Source organism: Bradyrhizobium sp. USDA 4354, from assembly GCF_054060315.1.
In genome coordinates this window covers 5673445-5699564 of the sequence record NZ_JBSSDC010000001.1, presented here as the reverse complement: position 1 = coordinate 5699564, position 26120 = coordinate 5673445, and the positions used below count along the sequence as shown (strand labels likewise).

Annotated in this window: 25 protein-coding genes and 1 pseudogene; 18 read left to right on the top strand and 8 right to left on the bottom strand. The window is 65.0% G+C overall.

Features of this window, described 5'->3' with window-relative positions; genetic code table 11:
• The first annotated feature begins 197 nt into the window (after positions 1–197).
• The 4 genes from ACVIIV_RS26535 (at position 198) to glpX (ending at position 4351) form a co-directional block, all read left to right on the top strand.
• On the top strand, positions 198–473 hold the full coding sequence (locus ACVIIV_RS26535; RefSeq protein ID WP_456746779.1) for a hypothetical protein: 276 nt from the start codon (positions 198–200) through the stop codon (positions 471–473).
• A gap of 229 nt (positions 474–702) precedes the next feature.
• Entirely contained in the window at positions 703–1923 is a 1221-nt protein-coding gene (locus tag ACVIIV_RS26530; RefSeq protein ID WP_456746778.1) for an LL-diaminopimelate aminotransferase, read from the top strand.
• A gap of 29 nt (positions 1924–1952) precedes the next feature.
• Complete coding sequence (locus tag ACVIIV_RS26525; protein WP_456746777.1) at positions 1953–3269, top strand: homoserine dehydrogenase; 1317 nt, start codon at positions 1953–1955, stop codon at positions 3267–3269.
• A gap of 80 nt (positions 3270–3349) precedes the next feature.
• Entirely contained in the window at positions 3350–4351 is a 1002-nt protein-coding gene (gene glpX / locus ACVIIV_RS26520) for a class II fructose-bisphosphatase (protein ID WP_456746776.1), read from the top strand.
• Between the two features lie 75 nt (positions 4352–4426).
• On the opposite strand, the gene ACVIIV_RS26515 is transcribed toward glpX, so the two are convergent.
• Entirely contained in the window at positions 4427–5449 is a 1023-nt protein-coding gene (locus tag ACVIIV_RS26515; protein WP_456746775.1) for a hypothetical protein, read from the bottom strand.
• A 320-nt stretch (positions 5450–5769) separates the two neighbouring features.
• Here ACVIIV_RS26515 and ACVIIV_RS26510 point away from each other — a divergent pair, with 320 nt between their 5' ends.
• Positions 5770–6498, top strand: a complete 729-nt coding sequence (locus tag ACVIIV_RS26510; protein ID WP_456746774.1) for a haloacid dehalogenase type II — start codon at positions 5770–5772, stop codon at positions 6496–6498.
• Positions 6499–6566: 68 nt separating this feature from the next.
• Positions 6567–7100, top strand: coding sequence for a DUF4269 domain-containing protein (locus tag ACVIIV_RS26505; RefSeq protein WP_456746773.1), 534 nt, complete (start codon positions 6567–6569; stop codon positions 7098–7100).
• A gap of 59 nt (positions 7101–7159) precedes the next feature.
• Here the strand turns inward: ACVIIV_RS26505 and ACVIIV_RS26500 are convergent, their stop codons facing one another.
• Together ACVIIV_RS26500 and ACVIIV_RS26495 are read right to left on the bottom strand one after the other, a co-directional pair.
• The gene (locus ACVIIV_RS26500) at positions 7160–8131 is read right to left on the bottom strand and encodes an MBL fold metallo-hydrolase (RefSeq protein WP_456746772.1); all 972 of its coding nucleotides are present in this window, start codon (positions 8129–8131) and stop codon (positions 7160–7162) included.
• 207 nt (positions 8132–8338) lie between these two features.
• Complete coding sequence (locus tag ACVIIV_RS26495) at positions 8339–9004, bottom strand: GntR family transcriptional regulator (protein WP_456746771.1); 666 nt, start codon at positions 9002–9004, stop codon at positions 8339–8341.
• Positions 9005–9123: 119 nt separating this feature from the next.
• On the opposite strand from ACVIIV_RS26495, the gene ACVIIV_RS26490 reads away from it, so the two are divergent.
• From ACVIIV_RS26490 to ACVIIV_RS26455, 8 genes are all read left to right on the top strand, one after another.
• Entirely contained in the window at positions 9124–9918 is a 795-nt protein-coding gene (locus ACVIIV_RS26490; RefSeq protein WP_456746770.1) for an enoyl-CoA hydratase/isomerase family protein, read from the top strand.
• A 9-nt stretch (positions 9919–9927) separates the two neighbouring features.
• Complete coding sequence (locus tag ACVIIV_RS26485; RefSeq protein ID WP_456746769.1) at positions 9928–11187, top strand: CaiB/BaiF CoA transferase family protein; 1260 nt, start codon at positions 9928–9930, stop codon at positions 11185–11187.
• Between the two features lie 50 nt (positions 11188–11237).
• Positions 11238–12230, top strand: a complete 993-nt coding sequence (locus ACVIIV_RS26480; protein WP_456746768.1) for a Bug family tripartite tricarboxylate transporter substrate binding protein — start codon at positions 11238–11240, stop codon at positions 12228–12230.
• Between the two features lie 229 nt (positions 12231–12459).
• Positions 12460–12942, top strand: coding sequence for a tripartite tricarboxylate transporter TctB family protein (locus ACVIIV_RS26475; protein ID WP_456746767.1), 483 nt, complete (start codon positions 12460–12462; stop codon positions 12940–12942).
• A gap of 11 nt (positions 12943–12953) precedes the next feature.
• The gene (locus ACVIIV_RS26470) at positions 12954–14492 is read left to right on the top strand and encodes a tripartite tricarboxylate transporter permease (RefSeq protein WP_456746766.1); all 1539 of its coding nucleotides are present in this window, start codon (positions 12954–12956) and stop codon (positions 14490–14492) included.
• Complete coding sequence (locus ACVIIV_RS26465) at positions 14489–15493, top strand: 4-hydroxythreonine-4-phosphate dehydrogenase PdxA (protein WP_456746765.1); 1005 nt, start codon at positions 14489–14491, stop codon at positions 15491–15493. The genes ACVIIV_RS26470 and ACVIIV_RS26465 overlap by 4 nt, the downstream gene beginning before the upstream one ends.
• 136 nt (positions 15494–15629) lie before the next feature.
• Positions 15630–15845 carry a hypothetical protein gene (locus ACVIIV_RS26460; RefSeq protein ID WP_456746764.1) on the top strand — a complete coding sequence of 72 codons (216 nt, stop codon included), beginning with the start codon at positions 15630–15632 and terminating at the stop codon, positions 15843–15845.
• A gap of 131 nt (positions 15846–15976) precedes the next feature.
• Positions 15977–17038, top strand: coding sequence for a glycosyltransferase family 4 protein (locus tag ACVIIV_RS26455; protein WP_456746763.1), 1062 nt, complete (start codon positions 15977–15979; stop codon positions 17036–17038).
• 258 nt (positions 17039–17296) lie between these two features.
• On the opposite strand, the gene ACVIIV_RS26450 is transcribed toward ACVIIV_RS26455, so the two are convergent.
• From ACVIIV_RS26450 to ACVIIV_RS26440, 3 genes and pseudogenes are all read right to left on the bottom strand, one after another.
• A complete protein-coding gene (locus ACVIIV_RS26450) occupies positions 17297–17713 on the bottom strand; it encodes a cupin domain-containing protein (protein ID WP_456746762.1) in 417 nt (138 codons plus the stop codon).
• Between the two features lie 51 nt (positions 17714–17764).
• Positions 17765–18508 carry an SDR family oxidoreductase gene (locus ACVIIV_RS26445; RefSeq protein WP_456746761.1) on the bottom strand — a complete coding sequence of 248 codons (744 nt, stop codon included), beginning with the start codon at positions 18506–18508 and terminating at the stop codon, positions 17765–17767.
• Positions 18509–18771: 263 nt separating this feature from the next.
• Positions 18772–19849: pseudogene (locus tag ACVIIV_RS26440) on the bottom strand (methyl-accepting chemotaxis protein).
• Between the two features lie 288 nt (positions 19850–20137).
• Between ACVIIV_RS26440 and recJ the strand changes: the two are divergent.
• From recJ to ACVIIV_RS26425, 3 genes are all read left to right on the top strand, one after another.
• Positions 20138–21979 carry a single-stranded-DNA-specific exonuclease RecJ gene (gene recJ, locus ACVIIV_RS26435; RefSeq protein WP_456748831.1) on the top strand — a complete coding sequence of 614 codons (1842 nt, stop codon included), beginning with the start codon at positions 20138–20140 and terminating at the stop codon, positions 21977–21979.
• Positions 21980–22018: 39 nt separating this feature from the next.
• Positions 22019–22828 carry an SDR family NAD(P)-dependent oxidoreductase gene (locus ACVIIV_RS26430; RefSeq protein WP_456746760.1) on the top strand — a complete coding sequence of 270 codons (810 nt, stop codon included), beginning with the start codon at positions 22019–22021 and terminating at the stop codon, positions 22826–22828.
• A gap of 97 nt (positions 22829–22925) precedes the next feature.
• The gene (locus tag ACVIIV_RS26425) at positions 22926–23723 is read left to right on the top strand and encodes an aldolase (protein ID WP_456746759.1); all 798 of its coding nucleotides are present in this window, start codon (positions 22926–22928) and stop codon (positions 23721–23723) included.
• 106 nt (positions 23724–23829) lie between these two features.
• Here the strand turns inward: ACVIIV_RS26425 and ACVIIV_RS26420 are convergent, their stop codons facing one another.
• A complete protein-coding gene (locus ACVIIV_RS26420; RefSeq protein ID WP_456746758.1) occupies positions 23830–25059 on the bottom strand; it encodes a lytic murein transglycosylase in 1230 nt (409 codons plus the stop codon).
• Between the two features lie 210 nt (positions 25060–25269).
• Here ACVIIV_RS26420 and ACVIIV_RS26415 point away from each other — a divergent pair, with 210 nt between their 5' ends.
• Positions 25270–25521 (top strand): hypothetical protein, encoded by a 252-nt coding sequence (locus ACVIIV_RS26415; RefSeq protein WP_456746757.1) that lies wholly within the window; start codon positions 25270–25272, stop codon positions 25519–25521.
• Between the two features lie 23 nt (positions 25522–25544).
• Here ACVIIV_RS26415 and ACVIIV_RS26410 read toward each other — a convergent pair whose 3' ends face one another.
• Entirely contained in the window at positions 25545–26066 is a 522-nt protein-coding gene (locus tag ACVIIV_RS26410; protein WP_456746756.1) for a MarR family winged helix-turn-helix transcriptional regulator, read from the bottom strand.
• Positions 26067–26120: the final 54 nt, after the last annotated feature.

The window sequence follows — 26120 nt, the reverse complement described above, 5'->3', positions numbered from 1 at the left end:
GTTAAACACTCTCGAAGATGTGTTGCACTGCGACAAATCTTCTTGGTTCCGTCACAATCGGGCCGCACCGCTCGGCTTGTTGGGCATTGGCTGTTTTTCTCGCTCACGCCATTTGGGCAGCAATGGTTTGAGCTTGGGCGTGGTCTTGGGTAAGGTTGCCCGGGGCCGTGCTTTGGGACGAGTAGGGGATTTCCCGAGTGTTGGCGTTATGGGACCTGCAAAAGACGCTGCCGATTTGCGGCGCGCTGCTGATCGCGGCGCTCGCCATTGGCGGCTGCTCGAGCCAGCTTGCGGATCTGACGCCCGCGGATGCGCAGCCGCATGCCAGGGAGCCCGGTAGCTATCTGCCGGTGCATGACCTGCCGCCGGATCGCGATCAGGCGACCATCCCGCCCGAGCAGCGCGCCAAGATTGAGGCCGAGCTCGCCGCCGTGCGCGATCGCCAGGCTGTTGCCGCCAAGGACGCGAAGTAGGCCTTGCGACGTGAGGCTGGCAAGGTAATCGCTGGCGCCTCCGCTTTGCCGTGCTAAAAGACCTCGGTTCAGCCAAGAGTCAGGGCGAACGACTTCAGTCTTCGTCGTCGACGATTGCTCTAAGTATTTGATTTTGAGTAATTTTCGCGATGAGACTGAGCGCCTTTTGGAATGGCCCCTCGTGGCCTGTCGATTCTGTCCTGACCGGTTGCCCGGAGCCCAGAGAGCCATGGAAGAATTTTACCGCATTCGCCGCCTTCCGCCTTACGTGTTCGAGCAGGTCAACCGGGCCAAGGCGGCTGCGCGGAATGCCGGCGCCGACATCATCGACCTCGGCATGGGCAATCCGGACCTGCCGGCTCCGCAGCATGTGCTGGAGAAGTTGAAGGAGACGCTCGGCAAGCCGCGCACCGACCGCTACTCGGCCTCGCGCGGCATCCCCGGGCTGCGCAGGGCCCAGGCCGCCTACTACGCCCGTCGCTTCGGCGTGAAGCTCAACCCCGACACCCAGGTGGTGGCGACGCTGGGCTCGAAGGAAGGTTTTGCCAACGTGGCGCAGGCGATCACCGCGCCCGGCGATGTCATCCTCTGCCCGAACCCGAGCTACCCGATTCACGCCTTCGGCTTTTTGATGGCGGGCGGCGTGATCCGCTCGGTGCCATCGGAGCCGACGCCGCAGTTCTTCGAGGCGGCGGAGCGGGCGATCATCCACTCGATTCCCAAGCCGCTGGCGCTCGTCGTCTGCTATCCCTCGAACCCGACCGCCTATGTCGCGAGCCTCGATTTCTACAAGGACCTCGTCGCCTTCGCGAAGAAGCACGAGATCCTGATCCTGTCCGATCTCGCTTATGCCGAGGTCTATTTCGACGAGAGCAACCCGCCGCCCTCGGTGCTGCAGGTGCCGGGCGCGATGGACGTCACGGTCGAATTCACCTCGATGTCGAAGACCTATTCGATGGCCGGCTGGCGCATGGGCTTTGCGGTCGGCAGTGAGCGCGTGATCGCGGCGCTCGCCCGCGTCAAATCCTACCTCGATTACGGTGCGTTCACGCCGGTCCAGGTCGCGGCGACCGCCGCGCTGAACGGCCCGGACGATTGCATCAAGGAGATGCGCGACACCTACCGCAAGCGCCGCGACGCGCTGGTGGAATCGTTCGGCCGTGCCGGCTGGGAGATCCCGCCGCCGGAGGCCTCGATGTTCGCCTGGGTGCCGCTGCCGGAAGCCTTCCGCAGCGTCGGCAGCATGCAATTCGCGACCCTGATGGTGGAGAAATCCGGCGTTGCGGTCTCGCCCGGCGTCGGCTTCGGCGAGCATGGTGAAGGATATGTCCGCATCGCCATGGTGGAAAACGAGCAACGGATCAGGCAGGCCGCGCGCGGCGTGCGCCGCTTCCTTGAAAGCGGCATCGAAACGTTGCACAACGTCGTTCCGCTCGCCAATCGGCGTTGAGTTCTCTTCGGCAGGTTTTCTAAGACATCATGGTTGCACCCCTGAAAGTGGGCATAGCGGGGCTCGGCACCGTGGGCGCCGAAGTTGTCCGTTTGATTGAAACGCAGGCGCGCGTGCTCGCGGGCCGCAGCGGCCGCGGCATCCGCGTTGTCGCCGTCACTGCGCGCTCGAAGGCGAAGAAGCGCGGCATCGATCTGCGCGGCGTCGAATGGGCGAAGGACCCGATGGCGCTCGCCAGCCATCCCGAGGTCGATTGCTTCGTCGAACTGATGGGCGGCGCCGGCGATCCCGCGCTGTCGGCGGTGGAAGCCGCCTTGGGCGCCGGCAAGTCGGTCGTCACCGCCAACAAGGCGCTGCTGGCCAGGCATGGCCTCAAGCTCGCCAAGGCGGCTGAAAAGCACGGCGGTGCGCTGAATTTCGAGGCAGCCGTCGGCGCAGCGATCCCCGTCATCAAGACGTTACGCGAAGGCCTTGCCGGAACCGGCATCAACCGCGTCTACGGCATCCTCAACGGCACCTGCAATTACATCCTGACCCGGATGGAGCAGGAGGGCCTATCCTTCGCCGAATGCCTCAAGGATGCGCAGCGGCTCGGCTATGCCGAGGCCAATCCCTCCTTCGACGTCGACGGCCACGACACCGCGCAGAAACTCGCCATTCTCGCCAGCCTCGCCTTCGGCACGAAAGTTGCTCAAAGCGCGGTGTATGTCGAAGGCATCTCATCCATCGCGCCGGAAGATCTGCGTGCGGCGGCCGATCTCGGTTACCGCGTCAAGCTGCTCGGCGTTGCGGTTCGCACCGCCAAGGGCATCGAGCAGCGCGTGCATCCGACCATGGTTCCCAAATCCTCCTCGATCGCGCAGGTGATGGGTGTCACCAATGCGGTCACGATCGATGGCGAGGGCATTCCGCCGATCACGCTGGTCGGCCCCGGCGCTGGTGGTGCTGCGACCGCGTCCGCGGTGGTCGCCGACATTGCCGATGTCGCGCGCGGCATCCGCGCCAATCCGTTCGGCCGGCCGATCTCGCAGCTGCGCGACACCAGCAAGGCGCCGATGGAGCGGCATGAGGGCGGGTATTATATCCGCCTGCTCGCGCGCGATTTCCCCGGCACTGCGGCGGCGATCGCGACCCGGCTTGCGGAGCAGAAGATTTCGATCGAGTCGATCGTGCAGCGTCATCCCAATGGCGGCGTTGCGCCTGATAACGGCAAGGCGGTCCCCGTGCCCGTCATCCTGATCACTTACGCCACTCACGAAGACGCCGTGCGCCGCGCACTCGCCGCCGTGCAGAAGGACAAGGTGATCAGCGGACGGCCGCAGGTCATCAGGATTGAGAAGAACTGACACGGTTCGAACGAACTGTGGGTGTTACGAGTTGATGCGGACGGAGATTTCCGTCCCAAACGTTTCGAAGGAGTAAGCCGATGTCGACCCATATTTCAGTCCCGCCGCAAGCATTGCTCGAGCGCATCCTCACGCTGGAGATCGTGCGGGTGACCGAGCGGGCGGCGGTGTCGTCGGCGCGATTGCGCGGGCACGGCAACGAGAAGCAGGCTGACCAGGCCGCCGTCGACGCCATGCGCCGCGAGCTCAACAAGCTGCCGATCGAAGGTACTATCGTGATCGGCGAAGGCGAGCGCGACGAGGCGCCGATGCTCTTCATCGGCGAGAAGGTCGGCATGAATGCCGGTCCCCAGGTCGATATCGCCGTCGATCCGCTCGAGGGCACCACGCTGTGCGCCAAGAACATGCCTGGCGCGATCGCGACCATGGCGATGGCCGACGGCGGCACGCTGCTGCACGCGCCCGACGTCTACATGCAGAAGCTCGCGATCGGCCCCGGTTACGACAAGGGCGTCGTCGATCTCGATGCCTCGCCGGCCGACAATGTCCGCCGCCTCGCCAAGGCCAAGGGCGTCAAGCCCGATGGCATCACCGTTCTCGTGCTCGATCGTCCGCGCCATGCCGACATCATCGCCAGCGTGCGCTCGACCGGCGCCGCCGTGCGCCTGATCACCGACGGCGACGTCGCCGGTGTCATCCACTGCGCCGACCCCGACAACACCGGCGTCGACATGTATCTCGGCACCGGCGGTGCGCCGGAAGGCGTGCTGGCGGCCGTGGCGCTGCGCTGCATCGGCGGCCAGATGCAGTGCCGCCTCATCCTCGATTCCGACGAGAAGCGCGAGCGCGCCGCCAAGATGGGCGTCAACGACCCCAAGATGATCTACGGCATCGAGGACATGGCCCGCGGCGACTGCCTGTTCGCCGCCACCGGCGTCACCACGGGCTCGCTGCTCTCGGGCGTCAAGTTCCGCAAGGACGGCGTGATCGAGACCGAGACGGTGGTGATGCGCTCCGTCACCGGCACCGTGCGCTACATCAAGGCCGAGCACCGCGAGCTGGCGAAGTTCCATCTGGACTGACGTCGCAGCCATCCGCGTGCGATCGTTCGGCGCCTTGGTCGCACGCCAGCTACGGCTTGATCCATCGTCTGTCTGCTATGGGCTGCGAGGCGGCGCGGGCATGAACAGGAACGCGTCGCACAAGGTTAGGCCGAGCCTGGCGGCGAGCTGAAGCTCGCTGACTTCCTCGGCCCAGGGCCGGAGAATGGACCTCGCGGATGCCATGTCTCCGCTCGCGAGCGCACGGCGCGCGTTCGTGTCGGCCTCGGCATAGATGTCGGTTGCGATCATTCCGGACAGCGCCTGCGAGAGGCCTTGATCGAAGCTCTCGAGGCGAACTTCCGATTGGTAGTGATCCGGCTTGAGCCTGATTTGGTTCTCGGCCTGTGCCGGATCGAAAAGCCCGAGCTTGCCCAGCATGACCAGCAACGGATGATTTCGGGCGATGGCGACGGGAATGATCGGATAGGTCCTGCTTCTTCCCGATCGATCATCAAGAGATGAGAATGAGATGACCGGCCCGATGTTGAAGCGCGAGTTGCGGTGGAGCACCGCAACGCGATGATCGATCTCGGAGTCGGCCTCGAACACCGAGCCGCTCTTGGGTCCGGCGTCCGGGCCGTTTCCGATGAGGTAGGCCGAAAGCTGGGCGACACGGGCGGTGACGGCGTGTTGATTGAGCCCATCCACCTCGAACTCGATCTCTCGTCCAGTGAACGCGGACAATCCGACCGTATAGGCCCCTATGGTCTTGCCCGAACGATAGGGGACGACTTCCATCCACAATGCGAACGGTTGATCTGGATAAGAGTCAAACGCGCTACGTGACTGCTCCAGCCACATCTCGGGCGAACGGCCAACGTTTCCCCGCCAGACGACGGCAACAACACCAGGCAGTGCCGCGACCACGGCACCCACAAAGGCCGTCGTGAGGTACGTATTCTCGGCAAAATCCAGCGCTTTCGTTTCCGTATTACTTTCGGCAGAGCCCATCGGCGCGACCACGAGGTGCGCACGATGGCGTCCAGCGGCGTGGAAAGCTTCCGGCCATAGCCAGGAGGCTCGCTCCCACAGTTGCTGATCGAAAGGTATCGGCGCAGGCATCAGGAGGATCGTCATGAGATGATCTCCTGCGCGGATGAACATCGGACCGTCAGCGCCGTCGCTCGGTGCGAAGGTGCTACGGCTCCAGCGCATGTCGGGATGACGAACGCGTAAGGACTGGATCAAAGCCTCCTCATCCGGGAGGCGGGCATCCTCGAGCAATATGTATGCGACAGGGACGGTTGTCATGGCCAGTGCGCTTCACCCCGACTAGTTGAGGTAGGCGACCAAACTCGTCCTTCACGTGTTTGATGCGCCGAACTAGCGCTATTGTTGCACGGAAGGGATCATGCTTTAAAGCCCCCGATATCGCACGAAAATCAGCGGAGCGAACCATGGCCACACCATCCGATCTCTCCGCCATCAAAGCCCTGGTCTTCGATGTCTTCGGCACGGTCGTCGACTGGCGCACAAGTCTCATCACTGACTTCATGTGGTGGGGGAAGCAGCGCGGCATCAGCGCGGATTGGACCGCGCTCGTCGACGGCTGGCGCGGCATGTACATGGCCTCGATGGACGACGTGCGCCAACATCCCGAGCGCGGCTACGTCATGCTCGATGATCTGCACCGCCGCTCGCTGGAACAGCTCGTCGAGAAATTCGCGATCAAGGGCCTCACCGAGGCCGATCTGGATTACCTCACCAAAGGCTGGCATCGGCTCCATCCCTGGCCCGACAGTGTCGCCGGCCTGACGCGGCTGAAATCAAAATTCGTGATCTCGCCGCTCTCGAACGGCAACGTCGCGCTGCTCACCAACATGGCGAAGTTCGCCGGCCTGCCGTGGGACCTCATCATGTCGGCCGAACTGTTCGAGCATTACAAGCCCGACCCGGAAACCTATCTCGGCGCCGCGCGCCTGCTCTGCCTCAAGCCGCACGAGGTGATGATGGTCGCCGCCCACAACGGCGATCTCGCCGCCGCCCAGAAGAACGGGTTGAAGACCGCCTTCGTGGTGCGGCCGACGGAGTATGGCCCGCTCCAGAGGGTCGATTTCGAGGCGACCGGCCAATGGGACATCGTCGCGAAGGACTTTGGCGGCATTGCCGATAAGCTCGGCTGCTGACATTCGCTTCTGAAGCGAGTGGCCTACGCACCGCACGAATGCCGACACGAGCCGCTCCAGGATCACCGATGTCGAACGCTGTCCTGCGCAAGATGGGCTACGAAGCCGCGATTGGCAGTTCGGGATTGCTCGATGAGCTGCGGGAGTTCGATCCCCGTGTGGTCGGGACGCTGCCCTTGGGGCTCTCGACGCCGACAAGCGATATCGATGTCGTCTGCCACGTCCTGGACGCGGCAGCTTTCGCCGAAGTGGTCTGGCGACGGTACCGCTCCTGTGACGGGTTTGCGCTCTACCAATGGTGCTCCAGCCGACGGCCGGTGGTCGCCCACTTCGAATGGGGCGGCTGGCCGTTCGAATTGTTCGGCGATCCGAGGCTAGTCGATCAGCAGGAAGGCTGGCTGCACTTCGAGATCGAGCGGAGATTGCTCGCGCTTGACGACGGGCGCTTGCGCAAAGCGGTGGCCGGACACAGGGCGCGCGGGATGAAGACGGAGCCTGCGTTTGCCGCCGTGCTCGGCATTGCCGGGGATCCGTATTCCGGATTGCTCGCATTGGGCCGTGAGAGCGACGCTCAGCTGCGGGCGCGCCTGGAGTGCCTGTAGGCTGGCCTCGTTTGGCCGATCCGGGCAGCGCTCGCGCCGCCCGGACCTGATCTGACGAGCTACAAGCTCATCTGCATCGGCTCCGGATAGTAGCGGAAGCCGTCACCGGCCTTGGCGACATGACCGTAGCCCGGCCAGGCGAAGTGGTAGGACATCACCGGGACCTTGTTGGTTGCAAGCATGGTCAGCAGCTTGACGCGCGACTCGGCCGCCTGCTTCGGGTCGGAGTCGTAGGAGAACTCCATCCGTGGCTTCTCCAGCAGCAGCACCGAATGGTGCGAGAGGTCGCCGAGGAACGCGAACGATTTCCCCGCCGACGATACCATGAAGATGGTGTGCCCGACGGTATGGCCGGGCGCCGCGATCGCCTGCACGCCGGGCAGGAATTCCTGGCCGTCCTTGAAGAACACGATGCGGTCCCGCACCGGCAGCAGGTTCTTGCGGGCGTGAACGACGAAGTCCTTGGCCGGGCTGCCGAGCTTGCCCTCGTCGGTCCAGAACTCGAAATCGGTCTGCGAGATGTAGACTTGCGCATTCGGGAACAGCGGCTTGCCGCCTTCGTCGACGATGCCTCCGATGTGGTCGATATGGGCGTGCGAGCAGACCACGGCGTCGATCTGCTCCGGCTTGATGCCGGCCTCGGTCATGCTCTTCTGCTGCCGGCCCGTGCTGGCGCCGAACATCTTTGAGCTGCCCATGCCGGTGTCGAACAGGATGAGCTTGTCGCCGGTGTTCACGATCGGCGAGTTCTGTTCGAGCACGACATTGTCCGGCGACAGGAAATTGTCGGCGAGCATCTTCTTGACCTCTTCCTTGGGAACGCCAAGGAACGTTCCGGAGGGGTCGCCGAGCGGCAGCGGTCCGTCGGATACGACGGTCACCTCGGCATCGCCGAGGATGAAGCGGTGCCAATAGGGCGTCTGGGTGCCGAGTTTGGGAGCCCGCGCCATCGCGCTGCTGCCGAGCACTGCGCTGGCGCCGAGACCAGCGCCGAGTGCGAGTAGGGACCGACGTGAGACATCGATTGTCATGCGTTTCCTCTGCTTTTGTCTTTTGTTTTGCGCAATTGTTCGCGCGTTGCGACCGCCTGATCGGCCCGCCGCCAGAGCGGTGCAAGGCATGCTGCGCCGGTTGCGACAAGCTAGCAAGTGGAATTACTCGGCACTGCACGCTGAGCGGGAATGAAAGTCAGAGCGCGAAGGCGACGTGCAAAGCCAGGCTGCGCCAAAGCGCGCGCGTTACGCAATTCTCAACGTGACGTCGTTGCCTTCCGTCTCGGCAAAGCCCGCCTGCAAGACCTCTTCGCGCTTGTGACGGAGATGCGCACGCAGGATGTGGGCGAGGCCAACGCCGTCGCGGCGCTGAAGCGCGTTGAGGATCGCCTCGTGCTCCTTCACGGCGAGCGCCCAGCGCTGCGGCGTCATCGGCGTGACATAGCGCGCCCGCCGGATGCGCGCGGTCACCGAGGTGTAAAGCCCCGCGAGCACGGGATTTCCGGCTGCGGTCACAATGGCTTCGTGAATGGCGCGGTTGCCGCGATAGTACTGGATCAGGTCGCCGTCGCGATAATGCTGCGCCATGGCTGCATGGGCTGTGGCGATCGCGTCGATCTCGGCGTCCGTGATGCGTTCGCAGGCGAGCTCGCCGGCGAGGGCCTCCAAGCCCTGGCAGACCTCGAACAGGTCGCGCATGTCCTTGTCGGTGAGTTTTGCCGCGCGCGAGCCACGATGCGGCAGCAGCTGCACGAGCCCTTCCGCGGCCAGCACCTTGAGCGCCTCGCGCAGCGGCGTGCGCGAAATCTCGAGCCGCTCGCACAGCTCGCGCTCGGGAATCCGCGCGCCCGGCGGGATTTCGCCGTCGAGCAGGATGGCGCGGATGCGGCTGACGACTTCCTCATGAAGCATGGGGCTGAGCTCGATTTGAATGCAAAACTGAACTTATACGCAAATATTTCCAAGTTCCAGCTTGAAAATCCCAAATTTTGCATTCAAAAATGTAAAAAAGAGCAGAAGGGTGTGAGGAAATGGACCTGCAAGTTGAGGCAGAAGACCTCGTCTTCGAGTGCGACGACGGCATCGGGCGGATCACCTTCAACCGCCCGCAGGCCCGCAATGCCTTCACCTTCGCCATGTACGAGCGGCTTGCCGCGATCTGCGAGGAGGCCAACCGCGACCATGCGATCAAGGTGCTGGTGCTGCGCGGGGCCGGCGACAAGGCCTTCGCCTCGGGCACCGACATCAACCAGTTTCGCGAATTCAAGGCGCCGCAGGACGCCATCGACTACGAGAACCGTATCGATCGGGTGCTGACCACGCTGGAGCAGTGCCGGGTGCCGACGATCGCGGCGATCAACGGGTTCTGCACCGGAGGCGGGGCGGGCGTTGCCGCGGCCTGCGACCTCCGCATCGGCACGAAAGCTGCGAAAATCGGATTCCCCATCGCCAGGACGCTCGGCAATTGCCTGTCGATGTCCAATGTCAGCCGTCTCACCGCGCTGATCGGTGCCGCGCGCGTCAAGGATCTCATCTTCACCGCGCGCCTTGTCGATGCCACGGAGGCCGCAAGCGTCGGGCTGCTCGGCGAGGTCGTCGACGATCTTGCCGCCCTCGAGCGGCGCGCTGAGGAGGTGGCCCGGCTCGTCGCGAGCCATGCGCCGCTGACGCTGAATGCGACCAAGCAGGCTGTCAGCCGCATGCAACGGCGGCTGACTCGGGACGAGGGCGAAGACCTCATCCTGATGTGCTACACGAGCCAGGATTTTCGCGAAGGGCTCGATGCTTTCCTCAACAAGCGCGCGCCGCAATGGCGCGGCCAATAGGACGAGCCGATGCAAAGCGATCGATCGCAATCCACCTCCCGCCGCTCGGGACCGCTCGCCGGCCTCAAGGTCATCGATCTCACCCACGTCATGGCGGGACCAACCTGCACCTTGATGCTCGCCGACATGGGCGCCGACGTCATCAAGATCGAGAAATGGCCGAACGGCGACGACACCCGCCATTCGGTGCCGCCGAAGATCGGCGACGAGGCGGCGTCCTTCCTGATGATGAACCGCAACAAGCGCGGCATCGTGCTGGATCTGAAGACCGACGGCGGCAAAGAGGTGCTGCGGCGGCTGATCGCGGATGCCGACGTGCTGGTCGAGAACTTTGCGCCGGGCGCGATGGAGCGCCTCGGCTTCGGCTACGAGGCGCTGCATGCGGAATTCCCGGCGCTGATCTACTGCTCGCTGTCGGGCTTCGGTCGCACCGGTCCCTACAAGCACCGCAGGGGATTTGACCTTATCGCGCAAGCCATGAGCGGCATCATGAGCTTTACCGGCGAGCGCCCGGACGGCCCGCCAGTGAAATGCGGTCCGCCGCTGTCCGACATCACCGCCGGCCTGCTCGCGAGCATGGGCATCCTTGCGGCCTACACGCATCGTCTCAAGACCGGCGAAGGGCAGTGGATCGAGACCTCGCTCTATGAAGCCGCCCTGGTGCAGACCTATTGGCAGTCGACCATTGCGCTGGCCGCGGGCACGGCGCCGCGCGCCATGGGCTCGGCGCATCCGCTCAACGCGCCGTATCAGGCGTTTGAAGCCTCGGACGGCTGGCTGGTGGTCGGCGGCGCCAACAAGAAGCACTGGCTGTTGATGCTGGAAGCGCTCGGCGCGAGCGAGCTCGCCGCCGATCCGCGCTTCGTCACCGGCGCCGATCGCATGGCCAACCTGAAAGAGCTCGAAGCGGTTCTGAGCGAGCGCTTTCGCACCAAGTCGCGGGCGTACTGGCTGGAGGCGCTGGACGAGAAGGGCGTGCCGTGCGGCCCCGTGCACGACATGCTGGAGGCCTTAGGCGATCCGCAGACGCTGGCGCGCGAGATGGTCGTCGAGGTCGAGCACTCCACGCTCGGTCCCGTCAAGACGATCGGTCTTCCCATCAAGTTTTCGGAGACCCCAGGCAAAGTGCGATCAGGCGCACCGGTCTACGGTGAGCACACGAGCGAGGTGCTGGCCGAGCACGGGTTCGACCAGTCGCGAATCGAAGCGCTCGAAAAAGAAGGCGCAATCGTGCTGGCATCAGGAAGACGCGAGGAACGCGTCGCCTGAGCAGGCGTCGATACGACAAGAACAAAAGACAAAACCAGCCGGAGGAAATCATGGGTCGGACGTCAACATTTCTGCTCTCCGCCGCCGCGGCCGTGCTCGCCGGCACGATGCCGGCGAGCGCCGCCTGGCAACCGCAAAAGCCGATCGAGTTCGTGGCCACGGCGGGGCCTGGCGGCGGCACCGACAATCTCGCGCGCGCGGTGCAGAACATCATCACCAAGCACAAGCTGACGGAGCAGCCGATCGTCGTCGTCAACAAGGGCGGCGGCAGCGGCGCCGAAGGCTACGTCTACGGCAAGGCCTCCGCCGGCGATCCCTACAAGGTGATCTTCGGCACCTCGAACGCCTGGCAGCAACCGCTCGTCTCCAAGGTCGCCTTCAACTACACCGATCTCACCCCGATCGCGGCGATGGCGCAGGACGAGTTCCTGCTCTGGGTCAAGCAGGACGCGCCGTACAAGACGGCGGGCGACTATCTGAAGGCGGCCGCATCGGGCGAATTCAAGATGGGCGGCGCGCAGTCCAAGGACACCGACGAGGTGCTGACCCGCATGATCGAGAAGGTTGGTAAGGTCAAGCTGACCTACATCCCCTTCAAGAGCGGCGCCGAGACCGCCGTGCAGCTCGCCGGCGGACATCTCGACTCCCACGTCAACAATCCCAGCGAAAGCCTCGGGCAATGGCGCGGCGGCACGCAGCGACCGCTCTGTGTTTTCAGCCCGAAGCGGCTGCCGCAGGGGCCGAAGGTCACCGCGACCGAAGGCTGGAGCGACGTTCCGACCTGCGTCGAGCAGGGCCTCGACATCAAGCAATATGAGCAGCCGCGCACCGTGTGGCTGCCCGGCAAGGTCACGCCGGAGCAGGCCGCGTTCTATGTCGACCTCATGAAGAAGGTGCAGGCAACGCCGGAGTGGAAGGAGTACATCGAGAGGACCTCGCAGGTCGATACGTTCCTGACCGGACCCGAGTTTGACAAGTTCATCAAGGCGGACCTCGAGCACGTCAAGCAGGTCGCGGGCGAGCAGGGCTGGCTCGTCAAGTGAGGCGGGGTACGCCTCAAACTCCTTTGTCGTCCCGGCGAACGCCGGGACCCATACCGCGTGATCTCTCTATGGGCGGCGATCGTCGTACCGATGTGAGTTCAACGTCAAGTCTTCGTCACACTCCTCCCTGGGGTTATGGGTCCCGGCGTTCGCCGCGACGACAGCTGATGGCGTGGAAAACGCGTGCGTCATTCACGGGCCGCTGCACGCCGCTCGAACGGAGCCCTCCATGATCTCCCGCCGCGCGCTTGAACTTGCGACCGCCGTCCTCACCGGAAGTTTCGGTGTCGCCGTCGTCGTCTCCAGCCTCGACAACGGCATCGGCTGGTCGAGCGCAGGCGTGGACGCCGGCACGTTCCCGTTCCTGACCGGCATCATCATCGTGCTCGGGAGCCTCGCCAATCTGGTGCGGGGCGTCCTGCCGGCCGCCAGACTGGCAAATGTCCCCATCGCCATCACGTCCATCGAGCTGCGCCGGCTCGCCGGCCTGTTCGTGCCGGCTGCGATCTTCGTCGCGGCGATCCCGCTCGCCGGGATGTACGTCGCCTCGGCGCTGTACGTCTTCACAGTGCTGGCGCTCCCCCGGCACCAATCCGTGCCGCGCGCGCTCGCCCTGGCGGGCGCGACGGCGCTCGCGCTCTATGTCGTGTTCGAGCGCATGTTCCAGGTCAGCCTGCCGCACGGCGCGCTCGCCGCCGCCTTCGAGTTCTGACGGAGAAGCCGATGGATAATCTTTCAGAGCTCCTGCACGGCTTCACCATCGCGGTCACGGTGCCGCATCTGGCCCTGATGGCGGTCGGCGTGCTGCTCGGCATTCTCGTCGGCGTGCTTCCGGGCCTGGGCGCGCCGAACGGCGTGTCGCTGCTCTTGCCGCTGACTTTCGGCATGCAGCCGGTCTCGGCGATCATCCTGCTCTCCAGCATGTATTGGGGCGCGCTGTTCGGGGGATCGGTGACCTCGATCCTGTTCAACATTCCGGGCGAGCCGTCGTCGGTCGCGACCACCTTCGACGGCTATCCGATGGCGCGTGATGGAAGGCCGACCACGGCGCTCGCGACCGCCTTCGGCTCGGCGGCGTTCGGCGCGCTGATCGGCGTCATCCTGATCACCTTCCTCGCATCCTGGGTGGCGCAGGCTGCGCTCGCGTTCGGGCCGGCCGAGTATTTTGCGGTCTATTTCCTCGCCTTTGCCAGCTTCGTCGGCATGGGCGGTGCGGCGCCGATCAAGACCGTCGTGGCGCTGGCGATCGGCTTTGCGATCGCCGCCATCGGCATCGACACCGTCTCCGGCAGCGTGCGCCTCACCATGGGCGTGGATGAGCTGGTCAAGGGCGTGAGCTTCGTCGTCGCGGTAATGGGCCTGTTCGGCATCGGCGAGCTGCTGGTCGCCGTCGAGGAGGAATTCCACGCCCGCGCGGTGTCCTCGAAGATCGATTGGCGCGAGGTGTTTCGCGCCGTCGGACGCCTGCCGCGGCACGGCATTGCCCTGCTGCGCAGCGCCGCGATCGGCTGCTGGATGGGCATCACGCCGGGCGGCCCGACCGCGGCCTCCTTCATGAGCTACGGCATCGCCCGCCGCTTTTCACGCCGCGGCCGGCATTTCGGCACGGGCGAGGTCGAAGGCATCATCTCGCCGGAGACGGCCGATCATGCCGCCGGGACCAGCGCGTTGCTGCCGATGCTCTCGCTCGGCATTCCCGGCTCGGCGACGGCGGCCGTGATGATGGGCGGGCTGATGATCTGGGGCCTCAATCCCGGACCGATGCTGTTCGTGGACCAAAAGGATTTCGTCTGGGGCCTGATCGCCTCGATGTATGTCGGCAACATCGTTGCCGTCGCGCTGGTGCTGCTGACCGTCCCGGTCTTCGCCGCCTTGATGCGGATTCCCTTCGTCGTGATCGCGCCGCTGATCGTGATCATCTGCGTCGTCGGCGCCTATTCGGTGTCGAACTCCTATCTCGACGTGGTCATGATGCTCGGGTTCGGCATCGTCGGCTATCTCTTCAAGAAGCTGTTCTATCCGCTGGCGCCGCTCGTGCTCGCGATCGTGATCGGCGACAAGGCCGAGGACGCGTTCCGGCAGTCGATGCTGATCTCCAAGGGATCGCTGGGCATCTTCTTCGCGAACAAGCTGGTGACGTGCCTGATCGTGGGCGGCATCGCGCTGCTGCTGCTCCCGCTCGTTTTGCAGCTGGCGCGGCTCTGGCGCAAACCCGCCTCGCCCGCGATCGACACGCCAGCCCAGGAAAAGGTGATCATATGACCGCAAAGCCGCTCATTGCATTGGCAATGGGAGATCCCGCCGGCATCAGCCCGGAGCTGACGGCGAAGCTTGTGGCGCAGGACGACATCCGCGCCCGCTGCCGGCTCGTCGTCATCGGCGACCGCCGCATCTTCGACGAAGGCGCGCGCGTCGCGGATGTCAAGCCGAGCCTGGCGATGGTGGAGCAAGGTGCCGACCTTCGCGCGGCAAAAGGCGATGCGTTGCTTGTCGATCTCCGCCACCTCGACCCCAGGGAGGTCGAGCCGAAGACCGCGACCCTTCCCGGCGGAAAATTCGCGCTGACCAATTACAGGCACGCGCTCGAGCTCGGCCGCGACGGCCATGTCGACGCGGTCGGTTTCACCCCCTTCAACAAGCAGGCGATGCGCCTTGCCCGTGCGGAGTACGACGACGAGATCGCGTTCTCGGCCGAGGTCGTCGGTCTCAAGACGCCGGCAAGCGAATTCAACGTGCTGGACCGGCTCTGGAACGCACGGGTCACCTCCCACATCCCGCTCAAGGATGTCGCTGCAAAGCTGTCGAGCGAACGTATCCATCGCGCGCTCAGGCTGACCGATTCCTGCATGCGCAATGCCGGCTTTGCGCGACCGCGCATCGCGGTGGCAGGCCTCAATCCCCATGCCGGCGACGGCGGCAATTTCGGCCGCGAGGAGATCGATGTGATTGCGCCCGTGGTCGCGGACGGTCAGCGCGAGGGCATTGCCGCGGAGGGACCGTTTCCGGCGGATACCGTGTTCCTGCGCGCCAAGGCTGGCGCCTTCGATGCCGTGCTGACGATGTATCACGACCAGGGCCAGATCGCGATGAAGCTGATGGGCTTCGATCGCGGCGTGACCTTGCTCGGCGGCTTCCCGTTCCCGATCTGCACGCCCGCGCACGGCACCGCCTACGACATCGCGGGGCAGGGCATCGCATCGATTGGCGCCGGCCGCGCCGCATTGCTGCTCGCAGCGGAGATGGCGGCGCGGCGATCCGTCTGATCTTGCACGCAGCAAGTGAACGAGCGCTGACTGCGCTCGCCTTCCGCGCAGGCTTAGACTTTCGGGAAAAGCTGGAAACATCCGCCGTCGCCACGAGTTGTGGCTCCATGAACATCTCCCACGTCGGAGCTGGAACATGGTCGACGAAGGCCCGCTACGAACTGCGGTGGACACCGCTTGGTGCGTGTACCGTTCCCGGCATCACGATGTCGATGCTGCGGATGGCCGTCGCTGCCTGCTCGAGCGTCATCTGCAAGGGAGGCGGGAAGCGCGCGAGAGTAACGGTGATGCCCAGGAACTCGCAGCATTCGGGCTTGCCTATCTCGAGCGGCTCTCTGATGACGAATGTTAGGAATCATTGAGAGCCGCATCTGCCGCCTGGCGAGCGCAAGCGCAAGGCCGGATTGGACGTTGCTCGCGATTTCGAACCTTCTATCCGCAGCTGTCGTGCTGATCCTGCGGTCAGCAGTATAGTGGGCTCCGATGCGCATCGCTCAGCTTGCTCCGTTGGCCGAAAGCGTCCCTCCGAAGCTTTACGGCGGCACCGAGCGGGTGGTGGCCTGGCTGGTGGATGAGCTTGTCGAGCTCGGCCACGACGTCACGCTGTTTGCCAGCGGCGACTCCCGAACGACAGGCAAACTCCACCCGGTGTGGCCCCGCGCGCTGCGCCTTGGCCGGAAGGGCGCCGATCCGAGTGCAGCCTGCGCGATGCTGCTGGAAGCGATCGCGAGACGAGCCAGGGACTTCGATGTGATCCACGCGCATGTCGACTGGCTGCCGCTGCCGGTGCTCAGTCGCCTTGGCGTGCCGTTCCTGACGACCATGCACGGCCGCCTCGACTTGCCTGGCTTGCCTGACGTGGTTCGGCAGTTCCCGGAAGCATGCTTCGTGTCGATTTCCGATCACCAGCGCCTACCGCTTCCGGATGCGAAATGGATTGGAACGATCCAGCACGGGTTGCCGTCGGAGCTGTTGCACCCCTCCTATGAGGAGGGCGTCTATCTGGCGTTTCTTGGTCGCCTCACGGAAGACAAGGGTCCGGAGGACGCCATCCGCATCGCGCACGCAGCCCGGATGCCTCTCCGCATCGCCGCGAAGATTCCGCGCGCCGAGACTGCCTACTTCAGGAAACACCTTGCGCCCCGGATCGACGGCGAGAAGATCCAGCTTGTCGGCGAAGTCGACGACGTGAAGAAGCAATCATTCCTTGGCGGAGCGGCCGCCCTGCTATTTCCGATCGCTTGGCCGGAGCCTTTCGGGTTGGTCATGATCGAGGCGATGGCGTGCGGAACGCCCGTGATCGCCTACCGCTCGGGCTCCGTCCCTGAGGTCATCGAGCACGGCCTGACCGGTTTCGTCGTCGAGACCGAGGAGCAGGCCGTCAAGGCGGTCGGCGAATTGGGCAAGCTGGATCGAAGGAGAGTGCGCGCCCGCTTCGAGGAACGCTTCACCGCACACCGAATGGCGCGGCAATACGAAGATCTGTACAGCAAACTGGTTGGCGCTGCAGCGCGAGAATTCCACACGCAACGGTTCGAAAGGTGAATGGAGGCGGTGACACTATCGTCGTCGTGGGCAGCAGCGAAGAAGGCAACGTGCCCGCCAAGGCCGACAGAGTGGAAATCTGCAAAGCCGCAAGACCGTCAAATTGTTCGACCAATCGAAGCGCTGATCGGATTCTATCCGGCGACCGTCGGAAGCAAAGAGAAGCCGTCGTCCTCGGGCGCCGTGCAGGTCGCGATCGCGGAGGGCTCGGGCTGACGTGAACCCTCCGGTGCAGCGACGCGGCCTGTTGATCTGGCACTACTTCGCGAGAGGCGTGGTCAACTCCTTGTCGTTCGTGTCGACCACGAACACGGCAAGCAACTTCGCAGGCTCGGTCTCGCTGGCATTGGCACTGACGGCATGGCGATCGCCGGGCTTTTCAAAGAAGTTCTCTCCCTTGTGAAAGACTTTTGCGGGGCCGTCATTGAGCTGGCTGCGGATCGCGCCTTCGAGGACCGTGGCATAGATGAAGGCGGAGGGCGCGTGGATGTGGGCCGGCGAGGAGCCTCCGGGACCATACTCGACCAGAACACCCTTCATGCTCTTGCCGGGGACGTTCGGCAGCACCTGGTCGAACACGACCGACACTTTCGCCGATGGGGCTGCCGGCTCGGCTGCATGGGCCGTCAGGACAGATGCGGCATAAACCGCCGTTGCGATCAACAATCTTCGCATTGGATTTCCTTCATTGCCGTAGCTGGAGTGTTGGCAGGACCGCCCGGAGCCTCAGAGGCTCGCGAGCCATTTTGCGAGCGGCGTCGTCCCGAGCCGCGCCTCGCCAAGCGGGTTCAGCGATGTGTCGTCGATGGGGGCGCCGTAATACAGCGCCTTCGGATCTCCGATCACGGGACGTGTGTCGCCGGACGCCTTCAGGCGGCGTGCGATGAATTCATTGAATGGGGCTTTCTCAGGGCCAGCGATATCGATCGTGGCGTTGAGCGGCCGGCCCGTTGCGACCTCTGCGAGGCGATCGACGACGTCATCGGCCGCGATCGGCTGAAACTGAGCCGTGGGAACGACGATCTTCCCGTCGATCGCGCTCGTGTCGGCGATGGCCCCGAGGAATTCGAAGAACTGGGTGGCGCGCACGATCGAGTAGGGGACCGAGGCGGATTTGATGATGGCTTCCTGCGCCAGCTTCGCCCGGAAATAGGCGTTGTCGGGCGAGCGGTCGGTGCCGACGATCGAGAGCGCCACGTGATGTTTCACGTCCGCTGCGGCCCCGGCCGCGACGAGATTCTTGCTCGAACGTTCGAAGAACTCGAGCACGGCAGCAGGCTCCCAGGACGGCGCGTTGGCAACGTCGACGACGACATCCGCGCCTGCCAGCGCCGCGGCAAGGCCTTCCCCGGTTACGGCGTTCACGCCGGATTTCGGCGAGGCGGGCACAGCCTCATGGCCCTGCTGTCTGAGCTTCGTCACGAGCCTGGATCCGATTAATCCGGTTCCGCCGATCACGACGATCTTCATGGCTGCCTCCTCGTTGTGTTCAGAGCGCGACTCTATCCGACCCACGGCGCAGGCTCTTGCCTGTAACGGGCGTACCTTGCCGGAAAATGCTGCCAGCGTTTTGCCCGACGTGTCAAACGTCTTGATGGACGCAAGGCGGCGAACAGGCCCTCGAAAAACGTCAATGAAAACAACCCTCAGGCTACTGTGCATGGGGTTGTTTTCGCGAGTTTTGGATTGGACGGGTGACCGCGTCCGATTTCGGGAAGGCGGCCGCTGCTTGCTTACGCCCCGCAGATGATCACGCCGTACCAGCCGAGCCCGCGATAGGTCTCGTAGCCCGGGGTGGCATGGAACGCGACCAGCGTGCCCGTGCGTTCCTGATAGAAGCCGGAGCGCTGGCCGTTCAGCGACAGCGAGATGCGTTCGCTGAGGATGCCTTGGCCGTCGGAGGCCGCGATCACGCGAAAATTCGAATCGACCAGCAGCACGCGCGCCTTGTCGCTGTCGCCGACGCGCACGCCCTGGACGATGGCGCGGGCCTGCGGCTCCCAGTCGAAATGGATGGCGAGGACGCCGATCGGCGCACCGTTGGCCTGGCCGCCGGCGCGGACGCTGGCGCAATAGGTCGCGACCTGCGCATTGCCGAGCAGCGGCTGGTTCTCGACGTCGCCGGCGACATAGTCGTCGCCGGAGCGCAAGGATCGCGCCTCGCGAAACCATCTGGTGTGGGCGACGTTCTGGCCGACGACGCGAAAGCGGTCGGTGCGGCCGTTGGCGATGACGTTGCCGTCGAGGTCGCAGAGCCAGAGGTCGAGATAGACGGTGTAGGCGCCCAAGATCACGCCCAGCCGCTGCGAGGCATGGGAGACGGCCGCCGCGGCCGGCGAGGCCGCGCAATCGACCACGGCAGAGTCGGTTGCCCACCAGCGCACGTCGCAGGTGCGTTCATAGAGATTGCGGTCGATCAGCTCGATCGCGTTGAGCGACAGGTCGACCATCCGCTCGCCGCGGGAGCGCTGGCTCATGCGCTCGATCGAGGCGACGAGATCGCCCGTGCGTTTCGTCAATTGGGTTTCGAGCTCGCGGGCGATGGTCTCGACCCTGCTGGCCGACGCCGCGCACCTCCTGCGCCACCACCGCAAAGCCCGCGCCTTGCGCGCCGGCGCGCGAGCTCTCGATCAGCGCGTTCAGCGCCAGCATCTTCATCTGGTTGGTGATCTGCTGGATCGACTTGGTCTTGTCGACCGCGATCTGGTTGACCTCGGCGGTGAGGCGGTTGATCAGTGCGGAGATATCGGAATCGTCGTCCGTGGGTTCGGCGGCAATCGGCTTGGCTTTCAGACCCAGCGCAGCGGACATCGGGGACTTCCCTTGGCAATGAGGTCTGATCTGCAACGAACCCGGAACAACAAATTACAGATCGAATACGATTCTTTTTCGAGGATTCCGCCTAACGCCTGCTTAATTTGCTGTTCGGCGGAATGCCTAAATGTTAGTCACTCCGGCCGGTCGGGCGGCCATCCACCGCTTTGTGCGACCGGGCCGTTGCAAATCCGGGCCGATTGCCGGCCAATCCCTTGAAGCCAGTGACCGTGCGTCCGCGTGATCGCCTGGACCTTCGAGTTTCCCAATCACCTGCCCCCTCTCATGACGCCACCCGCCACCGCCTTGCCCGTCGAAGCACCCCAGTCTTTCCTGGGCGTTGCGCGTTCGCTGACCGACAAGCTCTGGCGCGACCGTCTGGACGGGCGCGGGGCGGCCCAGGCGCTCGCCATCGTGCAGCGGCACCAGCTGCCGGAGCTGCTCGCGCGGGTGCTGGCCGGCCGCGGTATCGATATCGACGCTGTGCCCGACTTTCTCGATCCGACCATCCGAAAGCTGCTGCCGGATCCGTTCACCGTGACGGAGATGGAAGCCGCCGCCAAGCGGCTCGCCGATGCGGCGGCGAGAGGCGAGAAGGTCGCGATCTTCGGCGATTACGACGTCGACGGCGCGACCTCGGCGGCGCTGCTCGCCTGGCACCTGCGTCATTGCGGGCTCGATCCGCTGATCCACATTCCCGACCGGATATTCGAAGGCTACGGCCCGAACACGGAGGCGGTACGGGCGCTCGCCGCGAAGGGCGCCACGCTGCTCGTCACCGTCGATTGCGGCACCACCAGCATCGAGCCGCTGGCCGAGGCGAAGCGCCTCGGCATGTCCGTGGTCGTGATCGACCACCACCAATGCGGCCTCGATCTCCCCGAGGTCGATGCGCTGGTCAATCCGAACCGCCCCGACGATCTCTCCGGCCTCGGTCATCTCGCCGCCGTCGGCCTTGTGCTGGTGACGCTGGTCGCGGTCAATCGCGAGCTGCGGCAGCGTGGCTTCTGGAGTGCAGAGATGCCCGAGCCCGACCTGCTCGGCATGCTGCACCACGTCGCGCTCGGCACCGTCGCCGACGTCGCGCCGCTGATCGGCCTCAACCGCGCCTTCGTCGCCAAAGGGCTGATCGCGATGCGGCGGCGCGACCATGTCGGGCATACCGCGCTGATGGATGTGGCGCGACTCAACGGCCCGCCGGAGGCCTGGCATCTCGGCTTCATGCTGGGCCCGCGCGTCAATGCCGGCGGCCGCATCGGCCGCGCCGATCTCGGCGTGCGGCTGCTCCTGGAGGGCGATAGCGTCGAGGCGGCGCGGATCGCCGCCGAGCTTGATCGTCTCAACAGCGAACGCCGCGTCATCGAGCAGGCGGCCGAAGCGCAGGCCGAAGCCGAGGCGCTCGCATCGATCGGGCTCGAGGACAAGCTCGGCGTCATCGTCACGGCCTCGGAAGGCTGGCATCCGGGCGTGGTCGGCCTGGTTGCTTCGCGCCTGAAGGAGAAGTTTTCGCGGCCGGCCTTCGCCATCGCGCTGGAGCCAGGCGGTATCGGCACCGGCTCGGGCCGCTCGATCGCCGGCGTCGATCTCGGCAAGGCGGTGCGGCAGGCGGTCGCCGATGGTATCTTGATGAAAGGCGGCGGCCACGCGATGGCTGCGGGCGTGACGCTGCGCAAAGAGAAGCTTGCCGAATTCCGCGCCTATCTCGAACAGGCGCTGGCACGCGACGTCGCCGAAGCGCGCCACGTCAACGAGCTCTATATCGACGGCGCGGTCTCCGCACGTGCGGTGACGCCGGAGCTGGCGATGACGCTCAACCGTGCCGGGCCCTTCGGCAGCGGCAATCCGGAGCCCGTGCTGGCGCTGCCGGCGCACCAGCTCGTGTTCGCCGACGAGGTCGGCCAGGCGCATCTGCGCCTGCGCTTCAAGGCGGGCGACGGCGCCATCGTCAACGGCATTGCGTTCCGTTCGGTCGGCCAGAAGCTCGGCAATGCGCTGCTCGCCAATCGCGGTCAGCAGATGCATGTCGCGGGCTCGCTCTCGGTCGATCGCTACCAGGGCGCCGAGCGCGTGCAATTCCGCGTCGTCGACGTCGCGCTACCGGATCAGGGGCCATCCGTGATTAGATAACAACGGCCCTCGAACAACAAAAAGAAAGGGAGTGAACACATGGCAGGGCAGGTTGAGGGCAAGGTCGCGCTGGTGACGGGCGGCGCTTCCGGCATTGGCGAGGCCATCGTCGCGCTGTTCGCGCGCGAGGGTGCGACCGTTGTCATCACCGACATCGACGAGCTGCGCGGGCCCGAGCTCGCCAATCGCGTCACAAAAGCCGGCGGCAAGGCGATCTTCCTGGAGCAGGATGTCACCAGCGAGGAGCGCTGGATTGAGATCGTCACCGAGATCGGCAAGCGCTACGGCCGGCTCGACGTGCTCGTCTCCAACGCCGGCATCGGCATCGCCGTGCCATCGATCGTCGACATGACACTCGCTGACTGGCGCAAGCAGAATGCGATCAATCTCGACGGTGTGTTCCTCTCGGTGAAGCATTGCCTGCCCTTGATGCGCAAGACCGGCGGCGGCTCGATCATCATGATGTCCTCGCTGGCGGGCCTGCGCGGATCGCCCGGATTGTCGGCCTATTCGGCGACCAAGGGCGGCGTGCGGCTGTTCGCCAAGTCGATCGCGATGGAGTGCGCGGCGGCGGGCGACGGCATCCGCGTCAACTCGGTTCATCCCGGCATCATCGATACCCCGATCTGGGGCAAGATCCCGACGGGGGCGACCGGTGCCGGCCAGAACGCCCCGATCGATCCGGAGGAGCGCGCCCGTGTCGTTACCCCATTGGGCCGCGCCGGCCAGGCCGCGGAGATCGCCTCCGGCGTACTCTACCTCGCCTCTGATGCCTCGCGCTATGTCACCGGCAGCGAGCTCGTCATCGACGGCGGCATGAATGCGGGCGGCGTGCCGCGGCGGGCCTGAGCCGCGCAGGGCAGGGTGGCGGTCGCAGGGGCTGACGCGCAGGCGCAGTCCCTGTACAACACGGGGCAGCTCCCGACCGACAGAGGTGTCCTTCGCCATGGCGCACAGCCTTCATGCTTCCTCACCCGCGCCAGCGCCATTCCGTTCCAACCGGCCGGACCTCGCCAGCGACGCGATCCGCACCGCGCGCGAGGATCTCGCCGCCTGCTTCCGCATGGCCGCGCGCAATGGTTTTGAGGAAGGCATCTGCAACCACTTCTCGGCCGTGGTGCCTGGCCACGACGATCTCTTCCTCGTCAACCCTTATGGCTACGCTTTCCGCGAACTGACTGCGTCAAAGCTCCTGATCTGCGATTTCCACGGCAACGTGCTCGACGGCGAGGGCGTGCCGGAGGCGACCGCCTTCTACATCCACGCCGAGATGCACAAGCGCCTGCCGCGCGCCAAGGTCGCCTTCCACACCCACATGCCCTATGCCACCGCGCTGTCGATGACGGAGGGCGATCCCCTGATCTGGGCCGGCCAGACCGCGCTGAAATTCTACGGCCGGACCGCGGTAGATCGCGACTACAACGGCCTCGCGCTCGACAACCGCGAGGGTGCGCGCATCGCCTCCAGCGTCGGCGCTGCCGACATCGTCTTCATGAAGCATCACGGCGTCATGGTGCTGGCCCCGACCATCGCGGAAGCCTGGGACGATCTCTATTACCTCGAACGCGCCGCCGAGGTGCAGGTGCTGGCGATGTCGACGGGCCGGAAAGTGCTGCCAGTTGATCCCGCCGTTGCGGCCGAGACCTACAGGCAGATGCGTGAGGGCGACTCCGAATCCGCGCGGCTGCATCTTGCCGCGATCCGCCGCCAGCTCGATGCGGAAGAGCCGCAGTACAGGCATTGAAGCTCAGCCGTCATTCCGGGGCGCGCCCCCGGAATCCATTTTTCTGCGTCGCCTGCTGCTCGATGGATTCCGGGCTCGCGCTTCGCGCGCCCCGGAATGACGGCTCCTACGACCCCTGCCGCAGCTTCGCCAGCACCTTCAGCCCGCCGTAGCCGTCCGCCGGCGTGATGCCGGCGCGCTGCTGAAAATCCTTGACCGCCTTCATCGTGTCGTTGCCGACGCGGCCGTCGGTCCCGCCGGTGTCGAAGCCGGCCTTGGTGAGCCGCGTCTGCATCTCCTGCACCTCGGCCAGCGTCAGTGCACGCTCGGAGCCGGGGAAGGGTTGGATGAAGGGCGGTGCTCCCAGACAGCGGTCGCCGAGATGGCAGATCGCCAGCGCATAGTTCATCGAGGGGTTGTAGCTCTTCACCGAATAGAAATTCGGTCCGAGCAGGAAGGTCGGCCCACCCGCAACGGGCGTCCACAGCTGCGCCGATGCGTTCGGCTGTGGAAACGGCTGGCCGTCGGCGCGGGTGACGCCGGCCGCCTGCCACGCCGCATAGGTGCGGCTGCCGCTCATGTTGCCGGGCGCCCGCACCTCGTAGCCCCAATGCTCGCCGCGGCGCCACTTGCCGCGATTGACGAGATATTTTGCGGTCGAGCCCAACGCATCGTCGGGTTTGCCGAACGGCGAGACCTTGCCGTCACCGTCATAGTCGATGCCGACATTGAGCCAGACCTCCGGCATCCATTGCGAATGCCCCATCGCGCCGGCCCAGGATCCCCGCATCTCCTCCGGCGTGCTCCAGCCCTTGTCGACGATACGCAGCGCGTTGATCAACTCGGTCTCCCAGTAGGCCTTGCGCCGCGGCTCGTTCCAGGCGAGCGCGGCGAGCGAGGGAAACACCGGCCTCATGTGGTTCTGCTGCACCAGGGGATCGCCATATGCGGACTCGACGCCCCACAGCGCCAGCAGCGTGCCGCGCTCGACGCCGAAATCGCGCTCGATGCGGGCGAGCAAAGCCTCGTTGTTCTTCAGCGCGATCTTGCCGTTGATGATGCGCCAGTCGGAGACGCGGCGGTTGATGTATTGCCAGACCTGCTCGTGGAATTCGGGCTGATTGCGCATCTGCTTGAACACGCTCATGTCCGGCTCGACCCGGCCCATCGCGCGCTGCCATGTTGCAGCCGAGATTCCCTTGGACGTCGCGCGTGCGCGAAAGCTCTCGCGCCATTCGTCGAACCCGGCAGGCGCGGCGAGGACGCGCGTCGGGAGCGCCAGCAAAGCGGCTGCAGCTAGCGTTGACTGGAGCAGGGCGCGGCGGGTGTGTCGGGGCGAGGAATCAGAGTGCTTCATGGGCACATTCTAGCCGGAAACATGGCCCGTGTGAGTCGGTTCCTGGAACAGCAATGATGCGTGAATTCTGCCTGGTTGCGCGGGCCCGTTCCCACCGGAACAAGTGTCGCACTCCCGCATTCCCTCCACGCCAGTAAGGAGGGAAAGATTCGGCCGCGGGCCGAGGCCTGCCTTCGGTATGCAGTCTGTTCATCGAAATTTAGGGGTGGAATGAAGATACGCACGCATGCGGAAAGCCATGTCGTCGAACTCGACGACGGATCGCAATGGAAGATCTTTCCCGGCGACCTCGCGACCACGCTGAGCTGGAAGCCCGACACCGATTTGCGTCTCGAGCAGAGCGGTGAGCGGATGAGTTCGCATGTGCTGGTGAATACCGCCGACCAAAGCCGTGTGCGGGTGATCGCGGCCGACGAGACCTGGCCGGACGGCGAGGTCAAGAAGGCGTTGAAGAGCGGGTAGCATCCTTTGGGCGCGAGGACCGCCTAGCCCTCCTGCAACTCGGCCGCGATACCGGCGAGCCAGCGGCGGATCGCAGTTTCCGCCTTGACATCCAAACCCCGAGCGAGGCGCTTCTCCAATTCGAGCACGCGCTGTCGGCACGCATTCAAAAGAGTCGCGCCGCGCGGTGTCAGCGTCCACTGCTGAATGCGGCCGTGGACCGGATGGGGCGTCATCGCAATTGCGCCGTCGCGTTCGAGATTGCGGATGATGACGCCGACGGTCTGGGGGGTCAGGAAGGTAAGGCGGGCGACATCGGCCCCCGAAAGGCCCGGATAGGCGTTGAGCATGGTCAGTACCGCGAATTGCGGTGAGGTCACGCCGAGATCGGCAAGGGTGCGCTCCATCTTCAGCCGGACCGCGGCGTGGGCCTGGCGCAGAAGATAGCCGAGATAGCCTTGCTCGCCGCGTTTGCCTTCGCCGGGCGCGGGAACATGCACGGCGCCGCTTTCAACTGCCTTTCGTCTCGATTGCGATCTCGTGACGTCATTCGTCTTGCGCGCCATATAAGAGCTCTTATAAGATGTACGTATTCTTATAATAAGGCGAGGTGAACGGCA

What these genes read in the sequence shown, in the direction of transcription:
- ACVIIV_RS26495 (WP_456746771.1), bottom strand. Translation starts at nt 9,004, where the DNA reads ATGCTTCATGAGGAAGTCGTCAGCCGCATCCGCGCCATCCTGCTCGAC.
- ACVIIV_RS26460 (WP_456746764.1), top strand. Translation starts at nt 15,630, where the DNA reads ATGGTCGACGAAGGCCCGCTACGAACTGCGGTGGACACCGCTTGGTGC.
- ACVIIV_RS26510 (WP_456746774.1), top strand. Translation starts at nt 5,770, where the DNA reads ATGGCCACACCATCCGATCTCTCCGCCATCAAAGCCCTGGTCTTCGAT.
- ACVIIV_RS26470 (WP_456746766.1), top strand. Translation starts at nt 12,954, where the DNA reads ATGGATAATCTTTCAGAGCTCCTGCACGGCTTCACCATCGCGGTCACG.
- ACVIIV_RS26500 (WP_456746772.1), bottom strand. Translation starts at nt 8,131, where the DNA reads ATGACAATCGATGTCTCACGTCGGTCCCTACTCGCACTCGGCGCTGGT.
- ACVIIV_RS26420 (WP_456746758.1), bottom strand. Translation starts at nt 25,059, where the DNA reads ATGAAGCACTCTGATTCCTCGCCCCGACACACCCGCCGCGCCCTGCTC.
- ACVIIV_RS26465 (WP_456746765.1), top strand. Translation starts at nt 14,489, where the DNA reads ATGACCGCAAAGCCGCTCATTGCATTGGCAATGGGAGATCCCGCCGGC.
- ACVIIV_RS26490 (WP_456746770.1), top strand. Translation starts at nt 9,124, where the DNA reads ATGGACCTGCAAGTTGAGGCAGAAGACCTCGTCTTCGAGTGCGACGAC.
- ACVIIV_RS26480 (WP_456746768.1), top strand. Translation starts at nt 11,238, where the DNA reads ATGGGTCGGACGTCAACATTTCTGCTCTCCGCCGCCGCGGCCGTGCTC.
- recJ (WP_456748831.1), top strand. Translation starts at nt 20,138, where the DNA reads ATGACGCCACCCGCCACCGCCTTGCCCGTCGAAGCACCCCAGTCTTTC.
- glpX (WP_456746776.1), top strand. Translation starts at nt 3,350, where the DNA reads ATGTCGACCCATATTTCAGTCCCGCCGCAAGCATTGCTCGAGCGCATC.
- ACVIIV_RS26515 (WP_456746775.1), bottom strand. Translation starts at nt 5,449, where the DNA reads ATGACGATCCTCCTGATGCCTGCGCCGATACCTTTCGATCAGCAACTG.
- ACVIIV_RS26415 (WP_456746757.1), top strand. Translation starts at nt 25,270, where the DNA reads ATGAAGATACGCACGCATGCGGAAAGCCATGTCGTCGAACTCGACGAC.
- ACVIIV_RS26530 (WP_456746778.1), top strand. Translation starts at nt 703, where the DNA reads ATGGAAGAATTTTACCGCATTCGCCGCCTTCCGCCTTACGTGTTCGAG.
- ACVIIV_RS26430 (WP_456746760.1), top strand. Translation starts at nt 22,019, where the DNA reads ATGGCAGGGCAGGTTGAGGGCAAGGTCGCGCTGGTGACGGGCGGCGCT.
- ACVIIV_RS26425 (WP_456746759.1), top strand. Translation starts at nt 22,926, where the DNA reads ATGGCGCACAGCCTTCATGCTTCCTCACCCGCGCCAGCGCCATTCCGT.
- ACVIIV_RS26450 (WP_456746762.1), bottom strand. Translation starts at nt 17,713, where the DNA reads ATGCGAAGATTGTTGATCGCAACGGCGGTTTATGCCGCATCTGTCCTG.
- ACVIIV_RS26475 (WP_456746767.1), top strand. Translation starts at nt 12,460, where the DNA reads ATGATCTCCCGCCGCGCGCTTGAACTTGCGACCGCCGTCCTCACCGGA.
- ACVIIV_RS26485 (WP_456746769.1), top strand. Translation starts at nt 9,928, where the DNA reads ATGCAAAGCGATCGATCGCAATCCACCTCCCGCCGCTCGGGACCGCTC.
- ACVIIV_RS26410 (WP_456746756.1), bottom strand. Translation starts at nt 26,066, where the DNA reads ATGGCGCGCAAGACGAATGACGTCACGAGATCGCAATCGAGACGAAAG.
- ACVIIV_RS26525 (WP_456746777.1), top strand. Translation starts at nt 1,953, where the DNA reads ATGGTTGCACCCCTGAAAGTGGGCATAGCGGGGCTCGGCACCGTGGGC.
- ACVIIV_RS26505 (WP_456746773.1), top strand. Translation starts at nt 6,567, where the DNA reads ATGTCGAACGCTGTCCTGCGCAAGATGGGCTACGAAGCCGCGATTGGC.
- ACVIIV_RS26445 (WP_456746761.1), bottom strand. Translation starts at nt 18,508, where the DNA reads ATGAAGATCGTCGTGATCGGCGGAACCGGATTAATCGGATCCAGGCTC.
- ACVIIV_RS26455 (WP_456746763.1), top strand. Translation starts at nt 15,977, where the DNA reads ATGCGCATCGCTCAGCTTGCTCCGTTGGCCGAAAGCGTCCCTCCGAAG.